18 protein-coding genes are annotated in these 22,413 nt (G+C 72.4%); 5 read left to right on the top strand and 13 right to left on the bottom strand.

Going from position 1 to position 22,413, the window contains the following annotated elements:
* Positions 1-12 precede the first annotated feature (12 nt).
* Positions 13-1,395, bottom strand: coding sequence for a transcriptional regulator (locus tag ACIQM3_RS01585; protein ID WP_401617354.1), 1,383 nt, complete (start codon positions 1,393-1,395; stop codon positions 13-15).
* A 255-nt stretch (positions 1,396-1,650) separates the two neighbouring features.
* Between ACIQM3_RS01585 and ACIQM3_RS01580 the strand changes: the two genes are divergently transcribed.
* Genes ACIQM3_RS01580 through ACIQM3_RS01570 form a run of 3 tightly spaced genes read left to right on the top strand, consistent with a single transcriptional unit; the run spans position 1,651 to position 4,831 of the window.
* Positions 1,651-2,328 carry a bifunctional DNA primase/polymerase gene (locus ACIQM3_RS01580; RefSeq protein WP_401617351.1) on the top strand — a complete coding sequence of 226 codons (678 nt, stop codon included), beginning with the start codon at positions 1,651-1,653 and terminating at the stop codon, positions 2,326-2,328.
* 38 nt (positions 2,329-2,366) lie between these two features.
* Entirely contained in the window at positions 2,367-3,191 is an 825-nt protein-coding gene (locus tag ACIQM3_RS01575; protein WP_401617348.1) for an ABC transporter ATP-binding protein, read from the top strand.
* Positions 3,188-4,831, top strand: a complete 1,644-nt coding sequence (locus ACIQM3_RS01570) for a transporter (protein WP_401617345.1) — start codon at positions 3,188-3,190, stop codon at positions 4,829-4,831. Before ACIQM3_RS01575 ends, ACIQM3_RS01570 begins: the two co-directional genes overlap by 4 nt.
* Positions 4,832-4,863: 32 nt before the next feature.
* Here ACIQM3_RS01570 and ACIQM3_RS01565 read toward each other — a convergent pair whose 3' ends face one another.
* Complete coding sequence (locus ACIQM3_RS01565; RefSeq protein ID WP_401619925.1) at positions 4,864-5,757, bottom strand: alpha/beta fold hydrolase; 894 nt, start codon at positions 5,755-5,757, stop codon at positions 4,864-4,866.
* A gap of 830 nt (positions 5,758-6,587) precedes the next feature.
* A complete protein-coding gene (locus ACIQM3_RS01560) occupies positions 6,588-7,280 on the bottom strand; it encodes a metal-dependent transcriptional regulator (RefSeq protein WP_393757682.1) in 693 nt (230 codons plus the stop codon).
* A 209-nt stretch (positions 7,281-7,489) separates the two neighbouring features.
* Here ACIQM3_RS01560 and ACIQM3_RS01555 point away from each other — a divergent pair, with 209 nt between their 5' ends.
* Positions 7,490-8,245 (top strand): SIS domain-containing protein, encoded by a 756-nt coding sequence (locus ACIQM3_RS01555; RefSeq protein ID WP_401617343.1) that lies wholly within the window; start codon positions 7,490-7,492, stop codon positions 8,243-8,245.
* 45 nt (positions 8,246-8,290) lie between these two features.
* On the opposite strand, the gene ACIQM3_RS01550 is transcribed toward ACIQM3_RS01555, so the two are convergent.
* Together ACIQM3_RS01550 and pdxH are read right to left on the bottom strand one after the other, a co-directional pair.
* Positions 8,291-9,679: a PAS domain-containing protein gene (locus tag ACIQM3_RS01550; RefSeq protein WP_401617341.1), complete on the bottom strand. Its 1,389-nt coding sequence runs from the start codon at positions 9,677-9,679 to the stop codon at positions 8,291-8,293.
* 402 nt (positions 9,680-10,081) lie between these two features.
* Positions 10,082-10,714, bottom strand: coding sequence for a pyridoxamine 5'-phosphate oxidase (gene pdxH / locus ACIQM3_RS01545; RefSeq protein ID WP_401617338.1), 633 nt, complete (start codon positions 10,712-10,714; stop codon positions 10,082-10,084).
* 258 nt (positions 10,715-10,972) lie between these two features.
* Between pdxH and ACIQM3_RS01540 the strand changes: the two genes are divergently transcribed.
* Complete coding sequence (locus ACIQM3_RS01540; protein ID WP_401617335.1) at positions 10,973-12,082, top strand: citrate synthase 2; 1,110 nt, start codon at positions 10,973-10,975, stop codon at positions 12,080-12,082.
* Positions 12,083-12,189: 107 nt separating this feature from the next.
* On the opposite strand, the gene ACIQM3_RS01535 is transcribed toward ACIQM3_RS01540, so the two are convergent.
* The 8 genes from ACIQM3_RS01535 to ACIQM3_RS01500 form a co-directional block, all read right to left on the bottom strand.
* Positions 12,190-12,768: a TetR/AcrR family transcriptional regulator gene (locus ACIQM3_RS01535; protein ID WP_401617333.1), complete on the bottom strand. Its 579-nt coding sequence runs from the start codon at positions 12,766-12,768 to the stop codon at positions 12,190-12,192.
* The gene (locus tag ACIQM3_RS01530; RefSeq protein WP_401617330.1) at positions 12,756-13,490 is read right to left on the bottom strand and encodes an enoyl-CoA hydratase family protein; all 735 of its coding nucleotides are present in this window, start codon (positions 13,488-13,490) and stop codon (positions 12,756-12,758) included. Before ACIQM3_RS01530 ends, ACIQM3_RS01535 begins: the two co-directional genes overlap by 13 nt.
* Positions 13,487-15,064 carry a 4-coumarate--CoA ligase family protein gene (locus ACIQM3_RS01525; RefSeq protein WP_401617327.1) on the bottom strand — a complete coding sequence of 526 codons (1,578 nt, stop codon included), beginning with the start codon at positions 15,062-15,064 and terminating at the stop codon, positions 13,487-13,489. Before ACIQM3_RS01525 ends, ACIQM3_RS01530 begins: the two co-directional genes overlap by 4 nt.
* Positions 15,065-15,146: 82 nt before the next feature.
* The gene (locus ACIQM3_RS01520; RefSeq protein WP_401617324.1) at positions 15,147-16,310 is read right to left on the bottom strand and encodes an acyl-CoA dehydrogenase family protein; all 1,164 of its coding nucleotides are present in this window, start codon (positions 16,308-16,310) and stop codon (positions 15,147-15,149) included.
* Positions 16,307-18,280 (bottom strand): acetyl/propionyl/methylcrotonyl-CoA carboxylase subunit alpha, encoded by a 1,974-nt coding sequence (locus ACIQM3_RS01515; RefSeq protein ID WP_401617321.1) that lies wholly within the window; start codon positions 18,278-18,280, stop codon positions 16,307-16,309. The genes ACIQM3_RS01520 and ACIQM3_RS01515 overlap by 4 nt, the downstream gene beginning before the upstream one ends.
* An 8-nt stretch (positions 18,281-18,288) precedes the next feature.
* Positions 18,289-19,884 (bottom strand): acyl-CoA carboxylase subunit beta, encoded by a 1,596-nt coding sequence (locus ACIQM3_RS01510; protein WP_401617318.1) that lies wholly within the window; start codon positions 19,882-19,884, stop codon positions 18,289-18,291.
* Positions 19,881-21,584 carry an acyclic terpene utilization AtuA family protein gene (locus ACIQM3_RS01505; RefSeq protein ID WP_401617315.1) on the bottom strand — a complete coding sequence of 568 codons (1,704 nt, stop codon included), beginning with the start codon at positions 21,582-21,584 and terminating at the stop codon, positions 19,881-19,883. Before ACIQM3_RS01505 ends, ACIQM3_RS01510 begins: the two co-directional genes overlap by 4 nt.
* Entirely contained in the window at positions 21,581-22,387 is an 807-nt protein-coding gene (locus ACIQM3_RS01500; protein WP_401617312.1) for a TIGR03084 family metal-binding protein, read from the bottom strand. The genes ACIQM3_RS01505 and ACIQM3_RS01500 overlap by 4 nt, the downstream gene beginning before the upstream one ends.
* Between the last annotated feature and the right edge of the window lie 26 nt (positions 22,388-22,413).

The raw sequence follows: 22,413 nt of genomic DNA, 5'->3' as shown, positions 1-22,413 counted from the left end.
CGAAGACGCCGGTCAGGCGGCCTGGAGCTCCAGCCTGGCGCCGAACTCGCGGACCGCCGGCTCGTCCGCGTACGGCTCGAAGCGCTGCTGGAGGTCATCGAGATATTCGGCGCCCCGGCTGGAGCGCACCGTCCCGAGGAGCTCCATCGCCCGCAGCCCCGTGTGGCACGCCTGCTCCACCTCACGGTGCTGCACCTGCGCCGAGGCCAGCAGCACCAGGCCGATGCCCCGGCGCCGGGTCCGGGACTCCGGGAGTGCCGCCAGGGCCTCCTTCGCCCGCCGGGCGGCCGGCTCGGCCTGCCCCAGGTCCCGGTGGCAGTGCGCCAGTTCGTCGGCGAGGTAGCCCGCGTCGAAGTGCGTGATCCAGGCCGGGTCGTCACCCTTCTCCGGGTCGGCCTGCTCCAGGGCGGCCAGCGCACGGCCCGCAGCGGCCTGGCAGGTGCGGGCATCGCCCATCAGCGCGTGTCCCCGGGCCTCCGCCGCATGGAACATCGCCTCCGCCCGGGGGGTCACGCGTCCCCGCGCGCCCTCCTGCGCGGCCCGCGCCAGCTGGGCGATCTCACGCGGATTGCCGAGCTGCGCCGCGAGATGGCTCATCGACGCTGCCAGCACATACCCCCCGTACGCCCGGTCACCCGCGGCCTGGGCAAGGCGCAGCGCCTGGATGTAGTACCGCTGGGCCAGACCCGGCTGGCCGGTGTCCACGGCCATGTACCCGGCGAGCTCCGTGAGTCTTGCGACCGCGCCGAACAGCTCCCGGCCGACCGATTCGCGGTACGAACCCGAAAGGAGCCCGGACACCACGCTGTTGAGGTAGTGCACCAGGACGGGACGTACATGCCCGCTGCCGAAGCGGTGGTCGAGGTCGACGAGCGCGGCCGTCATCGCCCGCACCGCCTCCACGTCCGGCATGCCGACCCGGTTCCCCGACGTCCGCGCCACCTGCGGGTCGGCGCCCGTGATCAGCCAGTCGCGGCTGGGCTCGACCAGGGCGGAGGCGGCCACCGCCGATCCGGACAGCAGGTCGCGGCGGCCCACGTCGCTGCGCCAGAGTTCGCAGACCTGCTCGACGGCGCCGAGCACGGTGGGCGCGAACTGCAGGCCGACGCCGGAGGCCAGGCTCTTGCCGTTGGCCATGCCGATCTCGTCGATCGTGACCGTGCGGCCGAGCTTCCGGCCGATCGCCTCGGCGATGATCCCCGGCGCCCTGCCGCGTGGTTGCTGTCCGCGCAGCCAGCGGGCCACGGACGTCTTGTCGTAGCGGAGATCGAGCCCTCGCTCCGCGCCGACCATGTTCACCCGGCGGGCGAGACCGGCGTTGGAACACGCCGCCTCCTGGATGAGCGTCTGGAGCCGTTCGTTCGGCTGACGGGCGACGAGAGGCCTGGCTGCCATATTTCCCCCTGAGACCGCAGTGATTCGGTGCGGGAATCACTGCCCGGCACGGCACGAGAAATGCGCATATTCATCTGTATCGGGTACGAGTCGTGCCGAGTTGGCACAGTCCTGCACCTGGTTACCCTCACATCGGTGCGTTTCCTCCTACGCGCCCCCGGCCGTGCATCCGTGCGCCCCGCGTGCAGGATCGATCCCTCTCGAAGGGCGCACGCACGCCCGTAACCCCTGGTGACGGCGGGAGTTGAGCGGGGCGTGGAAGAGCCCATCGGAGTGACGGAAGCCGCCCGGATCCCCCGACAGCGCAGTGAACAGCTGCTCGAGGCCGCGGCCTGGTACGCCCAGGAACGGCACTGGGACGTGTTCCCGGGCACCTGGCTCGTGGCCGCCGGGGGGACGGAGCGCTGCTCGTGCGGTGACGCCGGCTGCGCCGCCCCCGGAGCCCATCCCACCCGGCCGGACTGGGCGGGCCAGGCGACCGGCAGCGCCGCCGCGGCCCGCCGGATGTGGGCCAGGCAGCCCGGGTCGTCGGTCCTCCTGCCCGCGGGCCGGACCTTCGACGCCCTGGACGTACCGGAGTCCGCCGGCTTCCTGGCCCTCGCCAGGATGGAGCGCCTGGGCCTCACGCTCGGCCCGGTGACCCGGACCCCGGACCGCCGGATGCTGTTCCTCGTCCTGCCGGGCGCGGCCGCCAAGGCACCCGAGCTCGTGCGGCAACTGGGCTGGGACGCCGGGACGATCGGCCTGACGGCAGTTGGCGAGGGCCATTACGTGGCCGCGCCGCCGACCCGGGTGGCCGGGCGCGGTGCCGTGCAGTGGGCCCGGAGGCCCTCCCGCGCCGATCTCTGGCTGCCCGACGCGGAAGAGCTGATCAGTCCGCTCGCGTACGCCTGCGCCCGGGAAACGGCCGACGCCCGGACACGTCTTTCGTAGGGTGGTCCCCACACGTGGGGATATCGAAAGGCAGTGCCATGCCGGACCAGGCGGACAGCACGAGCAGGACGGACACGGCGGGTGTGGCGGCGACCCCACCACCAGCCGTGCGGGTCGAGGGGCTCTGGAAGCGGTTCGGGGAGCAGATCGCGGTCGGCGGGATCGATCTCGAGCTGCCGGCCGGCAAGTTCATCGGCCTGGTGGGCCCGAACGGTGCGGGGAAGACGACCACCCTCTCGATGGTGACCGGGCTGCTCAGGCCCGATATGGGCCGGATCGAGGTCGGCGGTCACGACGTGTGGCGCGACCCGGTCGAGGTGAAGGCCCGGATCGGGGTCCTGCCGGAGGGTCTGCGGCTCTTCGAACGGCTCTCCGGGCGTGAACTCCTCGGCTACACCGGGCGTTTGCGCGGGCTTCCGGGGGCCGAGGTCGACAAGCGGGCCACCCAGCTGCTCGACGTGCTGGATCTCGCGGGGGCGCAGGACAAGCTGGTCGTCGACTACTCGACCGGGATGCGGAAGAAGATCGGACTGGCGTCCGCCCTGCTGCACAACCCCGAAGTGCTGTTCCTCGACGAGCCCTTCGAGGGTGTCGACCCGGTGTCGGCGCAGACCATCCGGGGGGTCCTGGAGCGCTACACCCGCTCCGGCGCGACCGTGGTCTTCTCCAGCCATGTGATGGAGCTCGTCGAGTCCCTCTGCGACTGGGTGGCCGTCATGGCGGCGGGGCGGATCCGCGCCCAGGGCACACTCACCGAGGTACGCGGCGAAGCCGCCTCCCTCCAGGACGCCTTCCTGGAACTGGTCGGCGCGGGCGCCCGGGACACCGGGGACTCCCTGGACTGGCTCGGCGGTGCCCGATGACGGTGCTGGACGCCCCCGCCGGTTCCGCCGTCCCTGCCGTACCCGGCCAGGGCATCGTCCCCGTCTTCGTACGGCTCAAGCTGACGCTGCTGCGCAACGGACTGCGCCAGTCGTCCGGGCGCCGGGCCGCCTATGTCGCTTCGCTCGTCGTCACCCTGCTCTTCGCGGCGGCCCAGGTGATCGGCCTGATCGCGCTCCGCGGCCACGCCCAGGCAGGCACCCTGGTGGTGCTGCTGACCGCGGTGGTGGCGGTGGGCTGGGCGGTGATGCCTCTGTTCTTCCCGAGCGGCGACGAGACCCTGGACCCGAGCCGGCTGGTGATGCTGCCGCTGCGGCCCCGCCCCCTGATCGGGGCGCTGCTGGTGGCCTCGCTGATCGGCATCGGCCCGCTCTTCACACTCGCCCTGGCCTTCGGCTCGGTGATCGCGGTGGCGCACGGCGCCGCCGCGGTGGTGTTCGGGGTGGTCGCCGTGCCTCTGACGCTGCTGGTCTGTGTGGCGCTGGCGCGGTCCGTCGCCACGGCCAACATCCGGCTGCTGACCTCGCGCAAGGGCCGCGACCTCGCGGTGCTCAGCGGGCTGGTGATCGCGGTGGGCATCCAGTTCGTCAACTTCGGCGCCCAGCGCCTCGGCCGGGCGGGCGGGCTGTCCTCGCTGGAACCGGTCGCGGAGGTGGTGCGCTGGCTGCCACCGGCCTCGGCCCTCGGCGCCGTGGGGTCCGCCTCGGAGGGTTCGTACGGGGCGGCGCTCGGCCAGCTGCTGGTCTCGGTGCTCGCGCTGGGCGGCCTGATGTGGCTGTGGCAGCGGAGCCTGGTGAAGCTGATGACGTCCCCGGACGGCTCCACGCTCGCCGCCGCCGAGCCGTCGGCCCGCCGGTCGGGCACCGAGCGCTCCGGGCTCTTCTCGCTGCTGCCCGAGGGACGCACGGGCACGGTGATGGAGCGCAGCCTGAGGTATGTCGTACGCGACCCGAAGACCAAGGCGTCCTGGGTGACGGCCCTGGCGATCGGCCTGATCGTGCCCGTGCTCAACGCGGTGCAGGGGTCCGGGTCGGTCTACTTCGCGTGCTTCGCGGCCGGGATGCTCGGCATGCAGATGTACAACCAGTTCGGGCAGGACACCTCCGCCTTCTGGATGGTGGCGCTGTCGGTCTCCTCGACCCGGGACGCCTATCTCGAACTCCGGGCGCGTGCGCTGGCACTGCTGCTGATCACCCTGCCGTACACGGTCCTGGTGACGGTGGTGACCGCGGCGGTGCTCGGGGACTGGACGGCGCTGCCGGGGGTCATGGGGCTGTCGTTCGCCCTGCTGGGCGCGATGCTGGCGACGGGGGCGCTGGCTTCGGCTCTGTTCCCGTACTCGATCCCTCAGGACGGGGCGTTCAAGAACGTCGTGCCGGGGCAGGCCGGGCTCGCCTGGATCTCCATCTTCGGCGGCATGGTCGCGGCCGCGGTGCTCAGCGGGCCGGTGATCGGTCTGACGATCTGGCTGCACGTGGCGGACCGTCAGGACCAGCTGTGGCTGCTGCTGCCGGTGGGAGCGGTCTACGGCGCGCTCATCGGATGGCTGGGCGTGCGGCTGGCGGCGCCGCGCACGGCGGACCGGCTCCCGGAGATCCTGGCCGCGGTCAGCAAGGGCTGAGGGACCGGCTCACGGGGGCGGGGCGTCCGGGATCAGGGGCTGACGGCCTCCCGGTCGTCCCGGAAGCCGTCGGTGAGGCGCTCCAGGAAGGGCTCCACCGCCCGGCGCCAGCCCTCGGGCCGGTCGTAGTGGACGAGGTGGCCGGCGTCCTCCACCTCGGCGTACTGCCCGCGCGGCAGGACGCGGACCATCTCCTGGGCCTCGGCCCTGCCCAGCTCCCCGTCGATCCCGCGCAGGACCAGGGTGGGGCAGCGCACCTGCGCCAGCTCCTCCCAGTGGGCGTCGTAGACCCAGGTGGCCCGGGACGTCAGCATCTGCTCCTGGGAGAAGACGGGCCGCCAGCCGTCGGCGGTCTCCGCCATCACCTCGGCGAAGAACTCACCGCGGGAGGGGTTGGGCCGCTCCACCCAGGGGTCGTCCTCTCCGAACCACTTCCGTACGTCGGCGAGTGTCGCGAAGGGGAGCGGCCAGGTGTTGAACCAGTCCGCCCACTCGCGCTGCGAGGCCGCCCCGAGCGCGGAGGCCCGCATGTCGCAGATGATCAGCGCGTTGACGAGATCGGGGCGCTTCGCGGCGAGCTGCCAGGCGGTGAGCGCGCCCATCGAGTGCCCGATCAGGGTGACCGGGCCGAGGTCGAGCTGTTCGATCGCGGCCTCGGCGTCCGCGACGTAGGCGTCGCGGGTGTACGGGCCGTCGGCCGGCTTCTCGCTGCGCCCGTGACCGCGCTGGTCGAGACCGACCGGCCGGTGGCGCTCGGAGAGCCAGCGGGCTGTGGCGGCCCAGTGCGTGGCCCGGCCCATCAGCCCGTGGAGCATTAAGATCCCGGGGGCGTGCCCGGCCTCCGCGCGCCCTTTGGGCGGATCGGCGAACTCCCAGGCCGCGAGGCGTACGCCGTCCGATCCGGTCACATCGATGCGCCGCACCATAGGTTCTGGCACCCCCTTCTGGTCCTCGATCACCGTGTGTTCGTGCGTGCCAGACTATCGAACCTTTATTCGAAAACTCGCTTCCGGCTCGCAACATCCCACGTTTGAGTGACAGCGGTTCAGGATTGACGACGGCTCCCCAGGGGAGACCTTCTCCGGGAAGCGGACCACTCGGGGACAGGGGTCCGCGGAGACTGACCTCGAGAGCTCGGGGCTCCAGGTCAGGGCAGGGGAGGACCGGCCCCGGCACCTTCGGGCGCCGGGGCCGTCCCCTGTTCGGGAACGCACGGATCCGCACTCGGGGCGGACCGCCGGGATCGCCCGGCCGGCCGCCGGAGTGGCGCGGAGGCCCACCGGGGCGATTCGAACGCCCCGCACGGCCGTGGCAGCACCGGGGGGCATGGCACCGGAAGGCATCCAACCGGGATACGCGACACCGGAAGTCATGGCGCGGGGAAACCTGGCGCTGGGGTACGCGGCGCCGGAACGCATGGCGCCGAGATACATGGCGCCGGGATGCATGGCACCGGGCGCGGCGACCCCGGGAGGCGCGAGGGCGCCCGGCGTACGGGCGCGGGAAAGTCCGGCAGTCACCTCACGGTGCACGTGCCAGTGCGACGGGCGCATTTCCTGCTCCCTCCCCGACCGCCCGGCAGGCTCTGCCGGCACCCTCAGGTCATAGGCCTGGCCACAGCCTGGCACGCGTTTCGCCCGGGCGCTGCGATTCCGGGCGGAAAACAGAAACCGGGCTTACCGGTTCACATCTGCACGTGCATCCGCACCGGCGCCTGCACTTGCGGGCAGGCCACCGGTGGGTGGAAAAGCCCTGCTCAGCGCTTCGCGACGAAGACGTGCGAGGCGACTTCGGCGTCCAACTCGGCCGCCTCACCACTGGATCCGACCAGCACGCCGCCGGCCGACTCGGTCACGCTGACGACCGAACCGGGCTGCACGCCCGCCCGCCGCAGCGAATACATCAGCTGTGCGTCGGTCTGGATCGGCTCACCGATCCGGCGCACCACCACGGTCTTGCCCTCCGAGCCCGGGTCGAGCTCGGCCAGGCTGACCATGCCCTCGTCCAGGAACGGATCGGCCTCGGCCTTCTCGCCCAGCTCCTCCAGGCCCGGGATCGGATTCCCGTACGGAGACTCCGTCGGGTGCCGCAGCAGCTCCAGGACCCGGCGCTCCACCGCCTCGCTCATCACGTGCTCCCAGCGACACGCCTCCGCGTGGACCTGCTCCCACTCCAGGCCGATGACGTCGACGAGCAGGCACTCCGCGAGCCGGTGCTTGCGCATCACCCGGGTCGCCAGGCGACGCCCCTCCTCGGTCAGCTCCAGATGGCGGTCTCCCGCGACCTGGACCAGGCCGTCCCGCTCCATGCGCGCCACCGTCTGGCTGACCGTCGGACCGCTCTGGTCCAGCCGTTCGGCAATCCGGGCGCGCATGGGGACCACGCCTTCCTCTTCGAGCTCGAGGATGGTGCGGAGATACATCTCCGTTGTGTCGATCAGTCCGGACATACGTGCCCCTCGATGCTGTGACATGAAGTCGTCGTGCGATGGCCCTCCACCAATTCTGACGCATAGCACGGACAACCGTGCCCCGCCGTCGGGAGTCCGTGGTGACGGACGGTCCGGAGCGCTATTGACAGCCCACTGGTCCAGACCGCAACGTGATCCGCGACACGGGCACCGCACGGACCCCCACCTCCGCAGGAAAGGTCTCCTCGATGAGCGACAGCAAGCTCGCCGGTCAGTTCTTCGACGCAGCGATCGGCCTGCTGGAGCGGGTGCGCGACGAGGAGTCCGAAGCGATCGCCGCCGCGGGAGCCGCGATCGCCGACACCGTCGCCGCGGGCGGGCGGCTCTTCGCCTTCGGCGCCGGGCACTCCTCGCTCGCCGCGCAGGACGTCGTCTACCGCGCGGGCGGACTGGCCCTGATGAACCTGCTCGCCGTACCCGGCACCGTCGGCGTCGACGTCATGCCCGCCACGCTCGGCTCCGCGCTGGAGCGGGTGGACGGCCTCGCGAGCGCCGTGCTCGACTCCAGCCCGGCCCGGGCCGGCGACCTCCTCGTGATCATCTCCCTGTCCGGACGCAACGCGCTGCCCGTGGAGATGGCGCAGAACGCGCGCGCTCTCGGGCTGACGGTCGTCGGGGTCACCTCGGTCGCGTACACGACGGGCACCAGGTCCCGGCACGTCTCAGGCGGATTCCTCCGGGACCACTGCGACATCGTGCTCGACAGCAAGATCGCGATCGGCGACGCGGAGCTGAGCGTGGAGGGCGTCGAGGCGCCGTTCGCACCCGCGTCGACCGTCGTCACCAGCGCGCTGATGCAGGCCATGATGGCCACCGCCGCGGAGGAGCTCGTCGCCCGCGGCATCGAACCGCCGCTGCTGCGCTCGGGCAACGTCGACGGCGGCCACGAGTGGAACGGGCGCGTGATGCGGGAGTACGGCGACCGCATCTTCTACCGGCACTGAGACCGACCGGCACTGAGACCGACCGGCAACGGGGGCCGAGGCCCTTCAGGCACCCGGCCCGGCCGTCAGCCGGGCCAGGTCGACCGCCGAGGCGACCCGGACCGCCACACTCTCCGCGTACGTCACGTCGGGCCGCTCGAACGCGCCCCGGTTCGCCGCCCGAAGGAACGTCACCACACCCAACGTCCGCCCCCGGCTCCGCAGCACCGCGCACAGGGCGTGCACCGAGTCCCCCGGCCACTGGTGCTCCACCGCCCACGCCTCGCCCGCACCGGCCGGCGCCACGGCGCGCACGGAACCCATACGCTCCACGGCCTGGAGGGCGGGGTGCCCCGGCCCGTACCGCACCGGGAGCGAACCCCCGGATACCGGCAGACACGGACCAGGCGCGTCGGGCGGCGTGGACGCGGCCCGTACGAGCTTCCACCCCGCCGCCAGATCCGCCATCAGGTCGACCACCACATGGTCGGCGAACCCCGCCAGGGCGTAGTCCAGCGACGTGGTCGCCGCCTCCATGGGGTCCTCGCACTCCGCCGCCTGGCGCGCAGCCCGGTGCAGCTGGTTGGAGCGGAAACGCACCCGGTCCGCGTCCTGCTCCGCGAGCTTCGCCGCCGTGACGTCCCGGAACAGCCAGCCGACCCCCAGCGGAACGGGCTCCTCCGCCAGCGGCGAGGCCAGCCTCAGGAACCCGCTGCGCCAACAGCGCCGCCGCTCCCCCTCGGCGGTCCGCAGGGTCACCCACAGCTCGGCCGGGGCGGACGGAGCTCCCTCGGCGAGAACATGCTGCAGCGCCCCCTCCAGATCCTCGACACCCTGCACGATCAGCTCACCCAGCGGGCGCCCCAGCAGCGTCGTACGCCCGCCGCCCAGCGCCCGGGCGGCGTACGCGTTGACCACGGTCGGACGCAGGTCGACGTCCACGGCGACGACGCCCCAGGACGCGTCCTCGAACAGGGCCTCGCTGAGCGCGATGGACCGCTCCAGATCGATCTGCGCGTGCACCTCGCTGAACGCGCAGTACACCCCGGCGGGCTTCCCGTCCTCGCCGCGCACCCCGGACGACTGGGTCCGTACGAGGACGCGCCCGCCGTCCTTGCGCAGCAGCGCGAATTCGTGGACCTGCCTCCCCGGCGCGTCCATGGCCGCCAGCAGCCGCCCCTGCACGTCCTCCGCGTCCGCGCTCCGCACGGCCCACCCCGCGAAGCCGCGCCGCCCCACGGCCTCCGCGGCGCTCCAGCCGAGGATCCGCTCGGCCTCACGGTTCCAGTGGGTGATGGTGCCGTGGGCGTCGAACGCGCAGAGCGCGGCGTCCATGCCGTCGAGCAGCGCGGCGAGAAGCCGGGACCCCGGGATCGCCACCGCCGAGGGCTCCCGCCCGGGGTCCTCGTCGGGGCCGAGCGCGTCGGTGGTCCCGGTGCTTCTGGAAGCACTCACTCCGTACCTCCTGCAGGGCATATTCCGCTGCGGGTTCCGCATTGCCGCACGTCAGACCCATTGAACTCGAACGTGAGCCACCACACAGCCACTTCCACGAAATCCGGCGTCCATCGACGGATCCGTTAATTCGCTTGTGTGGCGCCGGGGGACGTTCTTAGGCTGTGGGCACACGTTGAAAGGAGGTGATCCGAAAAGTGCAGTCTTATCGGATTCGTGAGGTGGCTGCGGGCTGACAGCCCGTCGTCGCACACTGTGCACCTCGGCAGGCTGTCTGCCGAAACCCAAGCAGTCACCGACCCGCAGGCTCGCCGGTAAGTCCGGCCGGCTCCTCCGCAAGGAGGGACCAGAGCCTGCGGGTTTCTGCGTATCGGGGCCCGGAGACGGGCCCCGATTGACCGCTCACGGGCAGAGTCGCTCCACCCGCCAGTCCGCCGCCGGGCTCTCCCGGACGTAGCGCAGCCGGTCGTGCAGCCGGTTCTCGCGGCCCTGCCAGAACTCGATCGCGTCCGGTACGACGCGGAATCCGCCCCACTGCGGCGGCGCCGGGACCTTCTCGCCCTCCGGGTAACGGGCGGCGAGCTCCTCGTAGCGGTCGACCAGCTCCTGGCGGGAGCCGACCACCGTCGACTGCTCACTGGCCCAGGCGCCCAGCTGGGAGCCGTGGGGGCGGGTGCGGAAGTACGCGACCGTCTCCTCCCGCCCGACACGGGCCGCGGTGCCCGTGACGATGACCTGGCGGGCGAGCGGGTGCCAGGGGAAGAGCAGCGAGACGTACGGGTTCGCCGTCAGCTCGCGGCCCTTGCGGGAGCCGTAATTGGTGAAGAAGACGAAGCCGCGGTCGTCGTAGTGCTTCAGCAGCACGGTCCGGGAGGACGGCCGGCCCCGGGAATCAGCCGTGGAGACCACCATCGCGTTCGGCTCGTGGAGCGCGCCGCCCCCTGCGACCTGGCGGAACCATTGCGCGAACTGGTCCATCGGGTCGGCGGCGAGGTCCTGCTCCACGAAGTCCTCCGAGCGGTACTGCTCGCGCATCGCGGCCGGATCGGTGGTGCAATCGGATGACGGAACGCGAGAGGAGGCGGAAGCGGAAGACGGAGTGGCATCTGCTGTGGGCACGGGGCCATCCTGCCGCAGCGGGCCGGAATCCCTGCGGGGAGGGGCGCGATCGCCGGTCCGCGAGCCGGGAGGCTGTGCCCGACGTCACCCTTCCCCGCGTCGTGGTAACCCGCCAGTATGCGTGGACCGGCCTTTGTGGCCGTCATACAGCCGCCGAGTCGAGGGAGCCGCCCGATGTCCGACTTCGTACCCGGACTTGAAGGAGTCGTCGCGTTCGAGACGGAGATCGCCGAGCCCGACAAGGAAGGCGGATCGCTCCGTTATCGCGGTGTCGACATCGAGGACCTCGTCGGCCACGTGTCGTTCGGCAACGTCTGGGGTCTGCTGGTGGACGGGGCGTTCAACCCCGGCCTGCCGCCCGCCGAACCGTTCCCCATCCCCGTGCACTCCGGCGACATCCGCGTCGACGTGCAGTCCGCGCTGGCCATGCTGGCACCGGTGTGGGGCCTGAAACCGCTGCTCGACATCGACGAGCAGACCGCGCGTGACGACCTGGCGCGGGCCGCCGTCATGGCCCTGTCGTACGTCGCCCAGTCGGCCCGTGGCCAGGGGCTGCCGATGGTCCCGCAGAGCGAGATCGACAAGGCGCAGTCCGTGGTCGAGCGGTTCATGATCCGCTGGCGCGGCGAGCCGGACCCGAAGCACGTCAAGGCCGTCGACGCCTACTGGACGTCGGCCGCCGAGCACGGGATGAACGCCTCCACGTTCACCGCCCGCGTCATCGCGTCGACCGGCGCGGACGTCTCGGCGGCGCTGTCCGGGGCGGTGGGCGCGATGTCGGGCCCCCTGCACGGCGGGGCGCCCTCGCGGGTCCTCGGGATGATCGAGGAGATCGAGCGGACGGGCGACGCCAGGGCCTATGTGAAGCAGGCGCTGGACAAGGGTGAGCGCCTGATGGGCTTCGGCCACCGCGTCTACCGCGCCGAGGACCCCCGGGCCCGCGTCCTGCGCCGCACGGCCCGTGAGCTGGCCGCCCCGCGCTTCGAGGTGGCGGAGGCCCTGGAGAAGGCGGCCCTGGAGGAGCTCCACGCCCGCCGCCCGGACCGTGTCCTGGCGACGAACGTCGAGTTCTGGGCGGCGATCGTGCTGGACTTCGCCGAGGTCCCGGCACACATGTTCACGTCGATGTTCAGCTGCGCCCGTACGGCGGGCTGGTCGGCGCACATCCTGGAGCAGAAGCGGACCGGCCGCCTGGTGCGCCCCTCGGCGACGTACGTCGGCCCGGGCACGCGTGACCCCCGCTCGATCCAGGGCTACGACCAGCTGGCGGACCTGGGGAACTGACGGGGCGCGTTGTCCCGTACGCCCGGTCGTTGGAAGGTTACGGACGCCAGAGCCGGGCATATGGGGCAGCCACCCGTCCGTGACTTCCCAGCGAGCAGCGGGAGGCCTCAGGACAGGACGTCGTCCAGCAGCCGCGCCCACTGCGCGACCACCCTCTCCCGCCGCGCCCTGTCGTCCGTCAGCAGGTTGGCGAGGCCCAGGCCGCGGGCCATGTCGAGGAGGCCCTGCACCGTCTCGCGTACCCCTGGCCGGGTCTCGTCGGCGCCGAGGAGTTCGACGGCGATGCGGTGGGTCTCGCGGCCCACCCGTGCTTCGAGTTCGGTGACGCGGGGCCGGAGCTGGGCCTCGTTCGACGCGGCGACCCAGAGCTGGAGCGCGGCGCGGAAGAGCGGCCCGGTGTACAGGTCGACGAGCGCGGCGACGACCTCGGCGCGGCCCTGCACGGGCAGGGCGCGCAGGGCGGCGGAGCGTTCCTCGGCGACGTATTCGACGGCGCCGGTGAACAGGTCCTCCCGGGTGGGGAAGTGGTGCTGGGCGGCGCCTCGCGAGACCCCGGCGTGTTCGGCGACGACGGAGACGGTGGAGCCTGCCCAGCCGCGTTCGGCGAGGCAGGCGACCGCCGATGCCAGGAGCCGCTGCCGGGTGGCGCGGCTCCTGTCCTGCTTCGGGGGCGTCACAGCACCCATGCGGGATCCCGTCGTTCCAGGAAGGCCGTCATCCCCTCCCGTGCTTCGTCGGAGGCGAAGAGCGTTGCAGAGCGGGCGATGAGGTCTTCGGCGTGACTGTCGAAACTCTTCAGCACAGTAGCCGTGACCAGCTCCTTCGATGCCTTCAGCCCCTGGGGTGAGGCCCTGCGCAGTCCGTCGAGTACCGGTACGAGCGCCTTGTCCACGTCCTCGGCCGCCATGGTGACGAGCCCGGTACGGGCCGCTTCCACCGCGTCGAAGCGTTCACCGGTGAGGTAGTAGCGGGTGGCGGCGCGTGGGTCGAGGCGGGGCAGCAGGGGCAGGGAGATCACGGCGGGGGCGAGGCCCAGGCGCGATTCGGTGAGGGCGAAGGAGGACTCGGGGCCCGCCACGGAGACGTCGCACGCCCCGAGCAGCCCGAGGCCGCCGGCCCGGACGTGCCCGTTGACCCGGGCGACGACGGGCCTGGGCAGGGCGACGACCGCCCGCATCAGGCCGACGAAGGCCGCCGGTTCGGGGGGCGCCGTCAGGTCGGCGCCCGCGCAGAACGTGTTGCCGGTGTGGGTGAGGACGACGGCGCGGACGGTGTCGTCGGCCGCGCAGTCGGCCAGTGCCTCGGTGAGCTCGCCGACGAGACGGGCCGAGAGCGCGTTGCGGTTGGCCGGGGAGTCGAGGGTGAGGGTGGTGATTCCGCGGTCGTGGGCCGGGGGCACCAGGGTCATCGCGGCTTCTCCCGGTCGCGCAGCTCGCGCCGCAGGATCTTGCCGGACACCGCGCGGGGCACCGCCTCGATGAACTCGGCCTGTCTGACCTTCTTGTACGGGGAGACGCGCTCGGCGACGTACGCGATGACGTCGTCCTCCGTGAGGTCCCCCGCGTCCGGCCGGCGCACCAGGTAGGCCTTGGGGATCTCGTTGCCGTCGCTGTCGTGGACGCCGATGACGGCGGCGTCGGCGATCGCGGGGTGGGTCAGGAGGAGGGCCTCCAGGTCGGCGGGGGCGACCTGGTAGCCCTTGTACTTGATGAGTTCCTTGACCCGGTCGACGACGTACAGCCAGCCGTCCGCGTCGACGCGGCCGACGTCCCCGGTGTGCAGCCAGCCCTCCTCGTCGATCATGGCGGCGGTGGCGTCGGGGCGGCCGAGGTAGCCCTTCATCACCTGGGGGCCGCGGATGAGGATCTCGCCGTCGGTCCCGTCGCGGACGTCGGTGCCGGGGTCGGTGAGCGAGACGATCCGCATCTGGGTGCCGGGCAGCAGCTTGCCGACGGTGCCCGGTGGCGGGTTCTCCGCGTCGAGGGGGACGACATGGGTGCCGGGCGAGAGTTCCGTCATCCCGTAGGCCTGCCGTACGGCGGGCACACCGAGCCGGGTGGAGCAGGCGGCGGCGAGCTGGGCGTCCAGCGGGGCGGCGGCGCTGACGATGTACTCCAGCGAGGAGAGGTCGTAGTCGCCGACGAGCGGGTGCTTGGCGAGGGCCAGGACGATGGGCGGGGCGACGTACAGGCCCGTGATGCGGTGGGTCTGGATCGTCTCCAGGAACTGGGCGAGGTCGAAGCGGGGCAGGACGACGACCGTGGCGCCGTAGCGCAGCGGCCCGTTCATGAGCGCGGTCAGCCCGTAGATGTGGAAGAAGGGCAGCACCGCCAGGATGCGTTCGCGTTCGCCGAGGGGGACGAGGGGGCGCAGCTGCTCCAGGTTGGTGGCGATGGACCGGTGGGTGAGCATGACGCCCTTGGGGGTGCCTGTGGTGCCCGAGGAGTACGGGAGTACGGCGATGTCCTCGGCCGGGTCGAAGGCGATGTCGGGCTCGGGGGCGGTGGAGCCCAGCATGTCGAGTACGGAGGTGTGGCCCTCGGCCTGGTCGCAGACGTAGATCTCCTCGATGCCGCCCGCGAGCTCGGCGGCCCGGCGGGCGACGTCGAGGAGCAGGGAGACGGTGACGATCCAGCGGGCGCCCGAGTCCTTGAGCTGTTTGGCGAACTCCTCGGGCGTGGCCAGCGGGTGGATGGTGGTGACGGTGGCGCCGGCCCGGGTCGCCCCGTAGAAGACGGGCGGGTAGGCGATCGTGTTGGGGCTGTGCAGAGCGAGGACGTCGCCCTTGCGCAGGCCCGCCGCGGCGAGGTGGGCGGCGATGCGCCGGTGGAAGGTGTCGAGCTGGCCGTAGGTGACGGTCATCCCGTTGGTCCCGTCGATCAGGGCGGGGATGTCACCGAAGTCCGGGGCGTTGCCGAGGACGGCTTCGTGGATGGGTTTTTCGAGGGGCGTGACGTCTGCGTACTCGCTGTGGAACACCATGGCGGTCCCCTTCGACGCGGGTGGAGAGCCAGAATCGCCCCTGCGGGGGCGGATGGGGAGACCTGGGGAGCGACCGGAAGACTCAGTACGACTTCGGCAGGCCCAGGGTCTGGTGGGAGACGTAGTTCAGGATCATTTCCCGGCTGACCGGCGCGATACGGGAGACACGCGCCGCCGTGATGAGGGAGGCGAGCCCGTACTCGCGGGTGAGGCCGTTGCCGCCGAGGGTGTGGACGGCCTGGTCGACGGCCCTGACGCAGGCTTCCGCTGCGGCGTACTTCGCGATGTTGGCGGCCTCTCCCGCGCCGGTGTCGTCGCCGTCGTCGTAGAGCTTGGCGGCCTTCTGCATCATCAGCCGGGAGAGTTCGAGCTCGATGTGCGCCTGGGCGAGCGGGTGGGCGATGGCCTGGTGGGCGCCGATGGGCGCGCCCTTCCAGACGGTGCGGGTCTTCGCGTACCCCACGGCCCGATCGACGGCGTAGCGGCCCATGCCGATGGAGAAGGCGGCACCCATGATGCGTTCCGGGTTCAGTCCGGCGAAGAGCTGGAGGATGCCCGCGTCCTCCTCGCCCACCAGGGCGTCGGCGGGGAGCCGTACGTCGTCGAGGACCAGCTCGAACTGCTTCTCGGCCGCCTGGAGCTCCATGTCGATCTGGGTGCGGGAGAAGCCCGGGGCGTCGCGGGGGACGATGAAGAGGCAGGGCTTGAGACTGCCGGACCCGGCGTCCTCGGTGCGGCCGACGATCAGGGTGGCGTCGGAGATGTCGACGCCGGAGATGAAGACCTTGCGACCGCTGAGGACCCACTCCTCGCCCTCCCGCCGGGCGGTGGTGGTGATGCGGTGGGAGTTGGAGCCGGCGTCGGGCTCGGTGATACCGAAAGACATGGTCAGGGAGCCGTCGGAGAGGCCCGGGAGCCAGGCCCGTTTCTGCTCCTCGGTACCGAAGCGGGCGATGACGGTGCCACAGATCGCCGGGGAGACGACCATCATGAGCAGAGGGCTGCCGGCCGCGCCGAGCTCCTCCAGGACGATGGAGAGTTCGGCCATGCCGCCGCCCCCGCCGCCGTACTCCTCGGGGAGGTTGACGCCGAGGTAGCCGAGCTTGCCCGCCTCTTCCCAGAGTTCGCGGGGGTGCTCGCCCTTCCGGGCCAGACCGGTGCTGTAGTCGCGGCCGAAGCGCTTGCCGAGGGCGGCGACGGCGGCGCGGAGGGCCTTGTGCTCTTCGGTTTCGAGGACGGTGCTCATGGGGTCGTCTCCTCCTGGTGCGCGGGGGCTTCCGTGGCGTCCTGTACGACGGCGAGCAGTGCGCCGACCTCGACCTGGAGTCCGGGGGCGGCGTGGAGCGCGGTGAGGGTGCCGGAGGCGGGGGCGAGGATGCGGTGCTCCATCTTCATCGCCTCCAGCCAGATCAGCGGCTGCCCGGCCTCGACGACCGCGCCGGGGGCGAGCCCGTCGGCGAGACGTACGACGGTGCCGGGCATGGGGGCGAGCAGGGAGCCGGGTTCGGTGCGTTCGGCGGGGTCGGTGAAGCGGGGCAGGGCCGTGAAGGTGTACGAGCCGGTGGCCGTGTCCACGTACACCCGGTCGCCGTGGGTGGTGACGGTGAAGTGGCGCGTCACACCGCCGGTTTCGAGGGCGACCGCGCCGGGGCGGGCGGCGAGGACCCGCTCGCCGGTCCCTGGGGCGGGGATGCCGCTCCGGCCCGTGCGGTAGGGGATCTCATAGGCGGTGCCGTCGGGCTCGCACCGGTAGCTCCTGCTCTGCGGCTGTGAGGCGAGGTTGCGCCAGGCGCCGAGGCCGGCGGGGCCCGGACCACTGCCGGCCCCCACGGCGGAGGCGAGTGCGGCGGCGGTGGCGGCGAGGCGGCGGGTCTCCTCGTCGCCGGGGGCGGCTGACGTGGTCAGGGCGGCCAGGTGCCGGTCGTAGAAGCCGGTGTCGAGGTGCCCAGCGACGAAGTCCGGGTGGCGCAGGGAGCGTACGAGGAGCTCCCGGTTGGTGACCGGGCCGTGGATGCGGGCGCGTTCCAGGGCGCGGGCGAGGAGGCGGACGGCTTCGGTGCGGGTGGGGGCGTGGGCGATGACCTTGGCGAGCATCGGGTCGTAGTGCACCCCGACGGTGTCGCCGCCGGTGTAGCCGGTGTCGAGGCGGACGCCGGGTCCGTCGGGCACGTCGAGTGTGAGCAGTGCTCCGGTCTGTGGCTGCCAGTCCCGCGCCGGGTCCTCGGCGTAGAGCCGGGCCTCGACGGCGTGTCCGGTCGGCTGCGGTGGTGCGGCGGCCGGCAGGGCCTCGCCCTCCGCGACGCGCAGTTGCAGGGCGACGAGGTCGAGGCCGAACACCGCTTCTGTGACGGGGTGTTCGACCTGGAGCCGGGTGTTCATCTCCAGGAAGTACGGGCGCCCTTCGGCCGATACGAGGAACTCGACGGTCCCCGCGCCCCGGTAGCCCACCGCCTGCGCCGCGGCGACGGCGGCGTCGTGCAGCGCCCGGCGCAGCCCGTCGTCGAGTCCGGGTGCGGGGGCCTCCTCGATGACCTTCTGGTGGCGGCGCTGGAGCGAGCAGTCGCGGGTCCCCAGCGCCCAGACCGTGCCCTGCCCGTCCGCCATGACCTGGACCTCGACATGCCGGCCCCGTTCGACGTACGGCTCGGCGAAGACCTCGCCGTCCCCGAAGGCGGAGGCGGCCTCGGCGGAGGCTGCGGTCAACTCCTCCGGCAGTGCGGTCAGTTCCCTCACGATCCGCATCCCGCGCCCCCCGCCGCCCGCCGCCGCCTTCAGCAGCAGCGGGAGATCGGCGGCGGTGGCGCTCCCCGGGTCGACCGGAGCGAGCAGGGGGACATCGGCGGCGGCCATCAGCTCCTTGGCGCGGGTCTTGGACGCCATCAGCTCGATGGCCTTGACCTGCGGCCCCACCCAGACGAGGCCCGCGTCCAGCACGGCCTGGGCGAACCCTGCGTTCTCCGAGAGGAATCCGTACCCCGGGTGCACGGCGTCGGCGCCCGCGGCGAGCGCGGCGGCGACGACGAGGTCGCCGCGCAGATAGGTGTCGGCGGGAGCGGCCCCCGGCAGGCGTACGGCGGTGTCGGCCTCCCGTACGTGCAGGGCGTCGGCGTCCGCGTCGGAGTACACGGCGACGGTGGAGATGCCCAGTTCACGGCAGGTGCGGAAGATCCGGCAGGCGATCTCGCCCCGGTTGGCGACAAGCAGTGCGGTGATCATCCGATTCCTCACATCCGGAAGACGCCGAAGCCGCGCGCGCCTTCGACCGGTGCCGTATGGATCGCGGACAGGCACATCCCGAGGACGGTCCTGGTGTCGCGCGGGTCGATGACCCCGTCGTCGTACAGCCGCCCCGAGAGGAACATCGGCAGCGACTCGGACTCGATCTGCTGCTCCACCATGGCGCGCAGACCGGCGTCGGCTTCGTCGTCGTAGGGCAGCCCCTTCGCGGCGGAGGAGGCGCGGGCGACGATCGAGAGGACGCCCGCGAGCTGCTGGGGGCCCATGACGGCGGACTTGCTGCTGGGCCAGGCGAAGAGGAAGCGGGGGTCGTAGGCCCTGCCGCACATGCCGTAGTGGCCGGCGCCGTAGGAGGCGCCCATCAGTACGGAGAGGTGCGGGACCTTGGAGTTCGACACCGCGTTGATCATCATCGCGCCGTGCTTGATGATGCCGCCCTGTTCGTACTCCTTGCCGACCATGTAGCCGGTCGTGTTGTGCAGGAAGAGGAGCGGGATGTCGCGCTGGTTGGCGAGCTGGATGAACTGCGCGGCCTTCTGCGACTCCTCGCTGAACAGCACACCCTGCGCGTTGGCGAGGATGCCGACGGGATAGCCGTGCAGGCGCGCCCAGCCGGTGACCAGGCTCGTCCCGTAGAGCGGCTTGAAGGCGTCGAAGTCCGAGCCGTCGACGAGACGGGCGATGACCTCGCGGGGATCGAAGGGGACCTTGAGGTCGCCGGGGACGATCCCGATCAGTTCGTCCTCGTCGTACTTCGGCGGTTCGGCGGGCCCGGGATCCGGGTGCGCCTTACGCCAGTTGAGCCGGGTGACGATCCGGCGGGCCTGGCGCAGCGCGTCGTGCTCGTCGAGGGCGTAGTGGTCGGCGAGGCCGGAGGCGCGGGCGTGCATCTCGGCGCCGCCGAGCGATTCGTCGTCGCTCTCCTCGCCGGTGGCCATCTTCACCAGGGGCGGGCCGCCGAGGAAGACCTTGGACTGCTCCTTGATCATCACGGTGTGGTCGGACATGCCGGGGACGTACGCGCCTCCGGCGGTCGAGTTCCCGAACACCACGGCCACGGTGGGGATTCCTGCGGCGGACAGCCGGGTGAGGTCGCGGAACAGCGCCCCGCCGGGGATGAAGATCTCCTTCTGCGACGGCAGGTCGGCGCCTCCCGACTCCACCAGCGAGATGCAGGGCAGCCGGTTGGCGAAGGCGATCTCGTTGGCGCGCAGGGCCTTCTTCAGGGTCCAGGGGTTGGAGGCGCCGCCGCGCACGGTCGGGTCGTTGGCGGTGATCAGGCACTCCACGCCGGACACGGTCCCGATGCCGGTGACGAGCGAGGCGCCCACCGCGTAGTCGCTGCCCCAGGCGGCGAGCGGGGACAGCTCCAGGAAGGGGGTGTCCGGATCGACGAGCAGCTCGATGCGCTCACGGGCGAGGAGCTTGCCGCGCCCCCGGTGGCGGGCCACGTATTTCTCGCCGCCGCCGGCCAGGGCCTTGGCGTGCTCGGTGTCCAGCCCGTCGAGCTTCGCGAGCATGGCCTCGCGGTGGGCGGCGTATTCGGGCCCCGTGGTGTCGAGCGCGGTGGGCAGGACGGTCATGCGTTCGCCTCCGGTCGGTCCAGCAGCCGTACGGGCACGGTGACGTGCCGGGACCGCAGCCACTCCCCCAACGCCTTGGCCTGCGGATCGAAGCGCGCCTGCGCGGCGACGCCCTCGCCGAGGAGGCCGTGGACGACGAAGTTCAGCGCCCGCAGCCGGGGCAGGACGTGGCGTACGACGGTGAGCCCGGCGGTCTCCGGCAGCAGTTCCCGGAACCGCGCGACGGTCAGTTCGTGGGCGAGCCACCGCCAGGCGTCATCGGTGCGCACCCACACGCCGACGTTGGCGTCGCCGCCCTTGTCGCCGCTGCGGGCGCCCGCGATCCGTCCGAGGGGGGTGGTGCGGGTGGGCCCGGCGGGCAGCGGTTCGGGCAGGGCCGGCTCCGGCACCTCGTCGAGTTCCCGGTACGGGCCGGTGGCCGGGACGGCCTCGCGGGTCCCGTCGGGCCCCACGGCGACGTGCTCGACCTCGTCGGCCGGTACGTACGCGGCCTCGAACACCCCGTACGGCGCGCCCTTCCCGGGCGGGGCCGTCACATGGAAGCCCGGATAGCTGCCGAGTGCCAGCTCGACGGCCGCCCCGGAGACGGCGCGGCCGACCGCGTCCGCGTCCGGGTCGCGCACGACGAGGCGGAGCAGGGCGCTCGCGGTCTCCTCCGTCGCGGCGTCGGCCCGGTCGGTGCGGGCGAGTTCCCAGCGCACCTCGGCGGGTTTCGAACCGGCGCGGTCGAGCGCATCGGCCAACTGCCCCCGCACGAGCTGCGCCTTGGCCTCGATATCGAGCCCCGTCAGCACGAAGACGACCTCGTTGCGCCACCCCCCGAGCCGGTTGAGCCCGACCTTGAGCGTGGGCGGCGGGGCCTCGCCGCGTACGCCGTCGATCCGCACCCGGTCGGGCCCGTCCTGCGTCAGCGCGACGGTGTCGAGGCGGGCGGTCACGTCGGGCCCGGCATAGCGGGCGCCACCGGTCTCGTACAGCAGCTGGGCGGTGACGGTGCCGAGGTCGACGACACCGCCCGTGCCGTCGTGCTTGGTGATGACACTGCTGCCGTCCGCGTGGATCTCGGCGATCGGGAATCCGGGGCGGCGGACGTCGTGGTCGCCGAAGAAGGCGTAGTTGCCGCCGGTGGCCTGGGTTCCGCACTCCAGGACGTGCCCGGCGACCACAGCTCCGGCGAGGGCGTCATGGTCTTCGGGCGCCCATCCGAAGTGGGCGGCGGCGGGCCCGGTGACGAGGGCCGCGTCGGTGACCCGGCCGGTGACGACGATGTCGGCCCCGGCGCGCAGACAGGCGGCGATGCCGCCGCCGCCGAGGTAGGCGTTGGCGGTGAGGTAACCGTCGGGCACGGGCCGGCTGTCGCCCTCGACGTGCGCCACGCGCACGGGCACACCGGTCCGCGCCGCCAGCTCCCGTACGGCGTCGGCGAGGCCGGCCGGGTTCAGCCCGCCGGCGTTGGCGACGATCTTCACGCCACGCTCGTGGGCGAGCCCGAGCCCCTCCTCCAGCTGCCGCAGGAAGGTGGAGGCGTAGCCGCGCTTCGGGTCCTTGAGGCGGCTGCGGCCGAGGATCAGCATGGTGAGTTCGGCGAGGTAGTCCCCGGTGAGGACGTCCAGCGGGCCGCCGGTGAGCATCTCGCGCAGGGCGTCGAAACGGTCGCCGTAGAAGCCTGACGCGTTGCCGATGCGCAGCGGCCGGGTCATCGGTCCGCCTTCCGGGGGCGCCCGGGTCCGGCGGGTCCGGCGAAGGCCTGCGCGATGTCCAGCCACTGCCCGGCGTCCGTGCCCACCGCCTCGACGGCGAGGTCGTCCCGGTGGGCCCGCTGGGTGACGAGCAGACAGAAGTCGAGGAGCGGCCCGGTGACCCGCTGGGCGGCGTCCTCGGGCCCGTACACGGTCAACCCGCCGTCCTCGGCGCGCAGTTCGATACGGAACCGCTCGGTGGGCGGTTGCAGGCCCCGTACGAAGTAGGCGTAGTCCCGGGCCCGTACGCCGATCCTGGCGACGTGCCGCAGCCGGGCGGTCGGCTTCCTGGTCACGCCGAGCGCGTCGGCGATGTCCTGGCCGTGCGCCCAGGTCTCCATGAGCCGCGCGGTCGCCATCGAGGCGATGCTCATCGGCGGCCCGTACCAGGGCAGTTTCGTCCCCGCCGGCGCCGCGCGGAGTGCCTTCTGGAGCCGGGCCCGGCCCTCCCGCCACTCCACGAGCAGCACCTCGGGGGTCAGGGCGGCGACGGCTTCCTCGGCCGCGTCGCCGACGAAGGTCTCGGGGGCGGCCAGCGCCCTCTCGACCTCGGCGGCGAAGGCTCCGGGCTCGGTGGCGGCGGTCAGGGCCACCTCATCGGTCCAGTTGAGGTGGGCGATCTGATGGGCGACGGTCCACCCTTCGGCGGGGGTCGGCGCGGCCCACTCGGGTGCGCTCAGACCCGCTACGAGCAGGTCGAGTTCGTCGCTCTCCTCCCGCATGTCGTCGAGCACGGCGGCGGTCACGGCCGAAGCGTCGGGCACGGTGCGCTCCCCTCGGGGCGTGGCGG

Source organism: Streptomyces sp. NPDC091271 (genome assembly GCF_044757505.1).
GTDB lineage: Bacteria > Actinomycetota > Actinomycetes > Streptomycetales > Streptomycetaceae > Streptomyces.
Note: the sequence above shows the minus strand (reverse complement) of the source record. Positions and strands in the feature narration are given on the sequence as shown.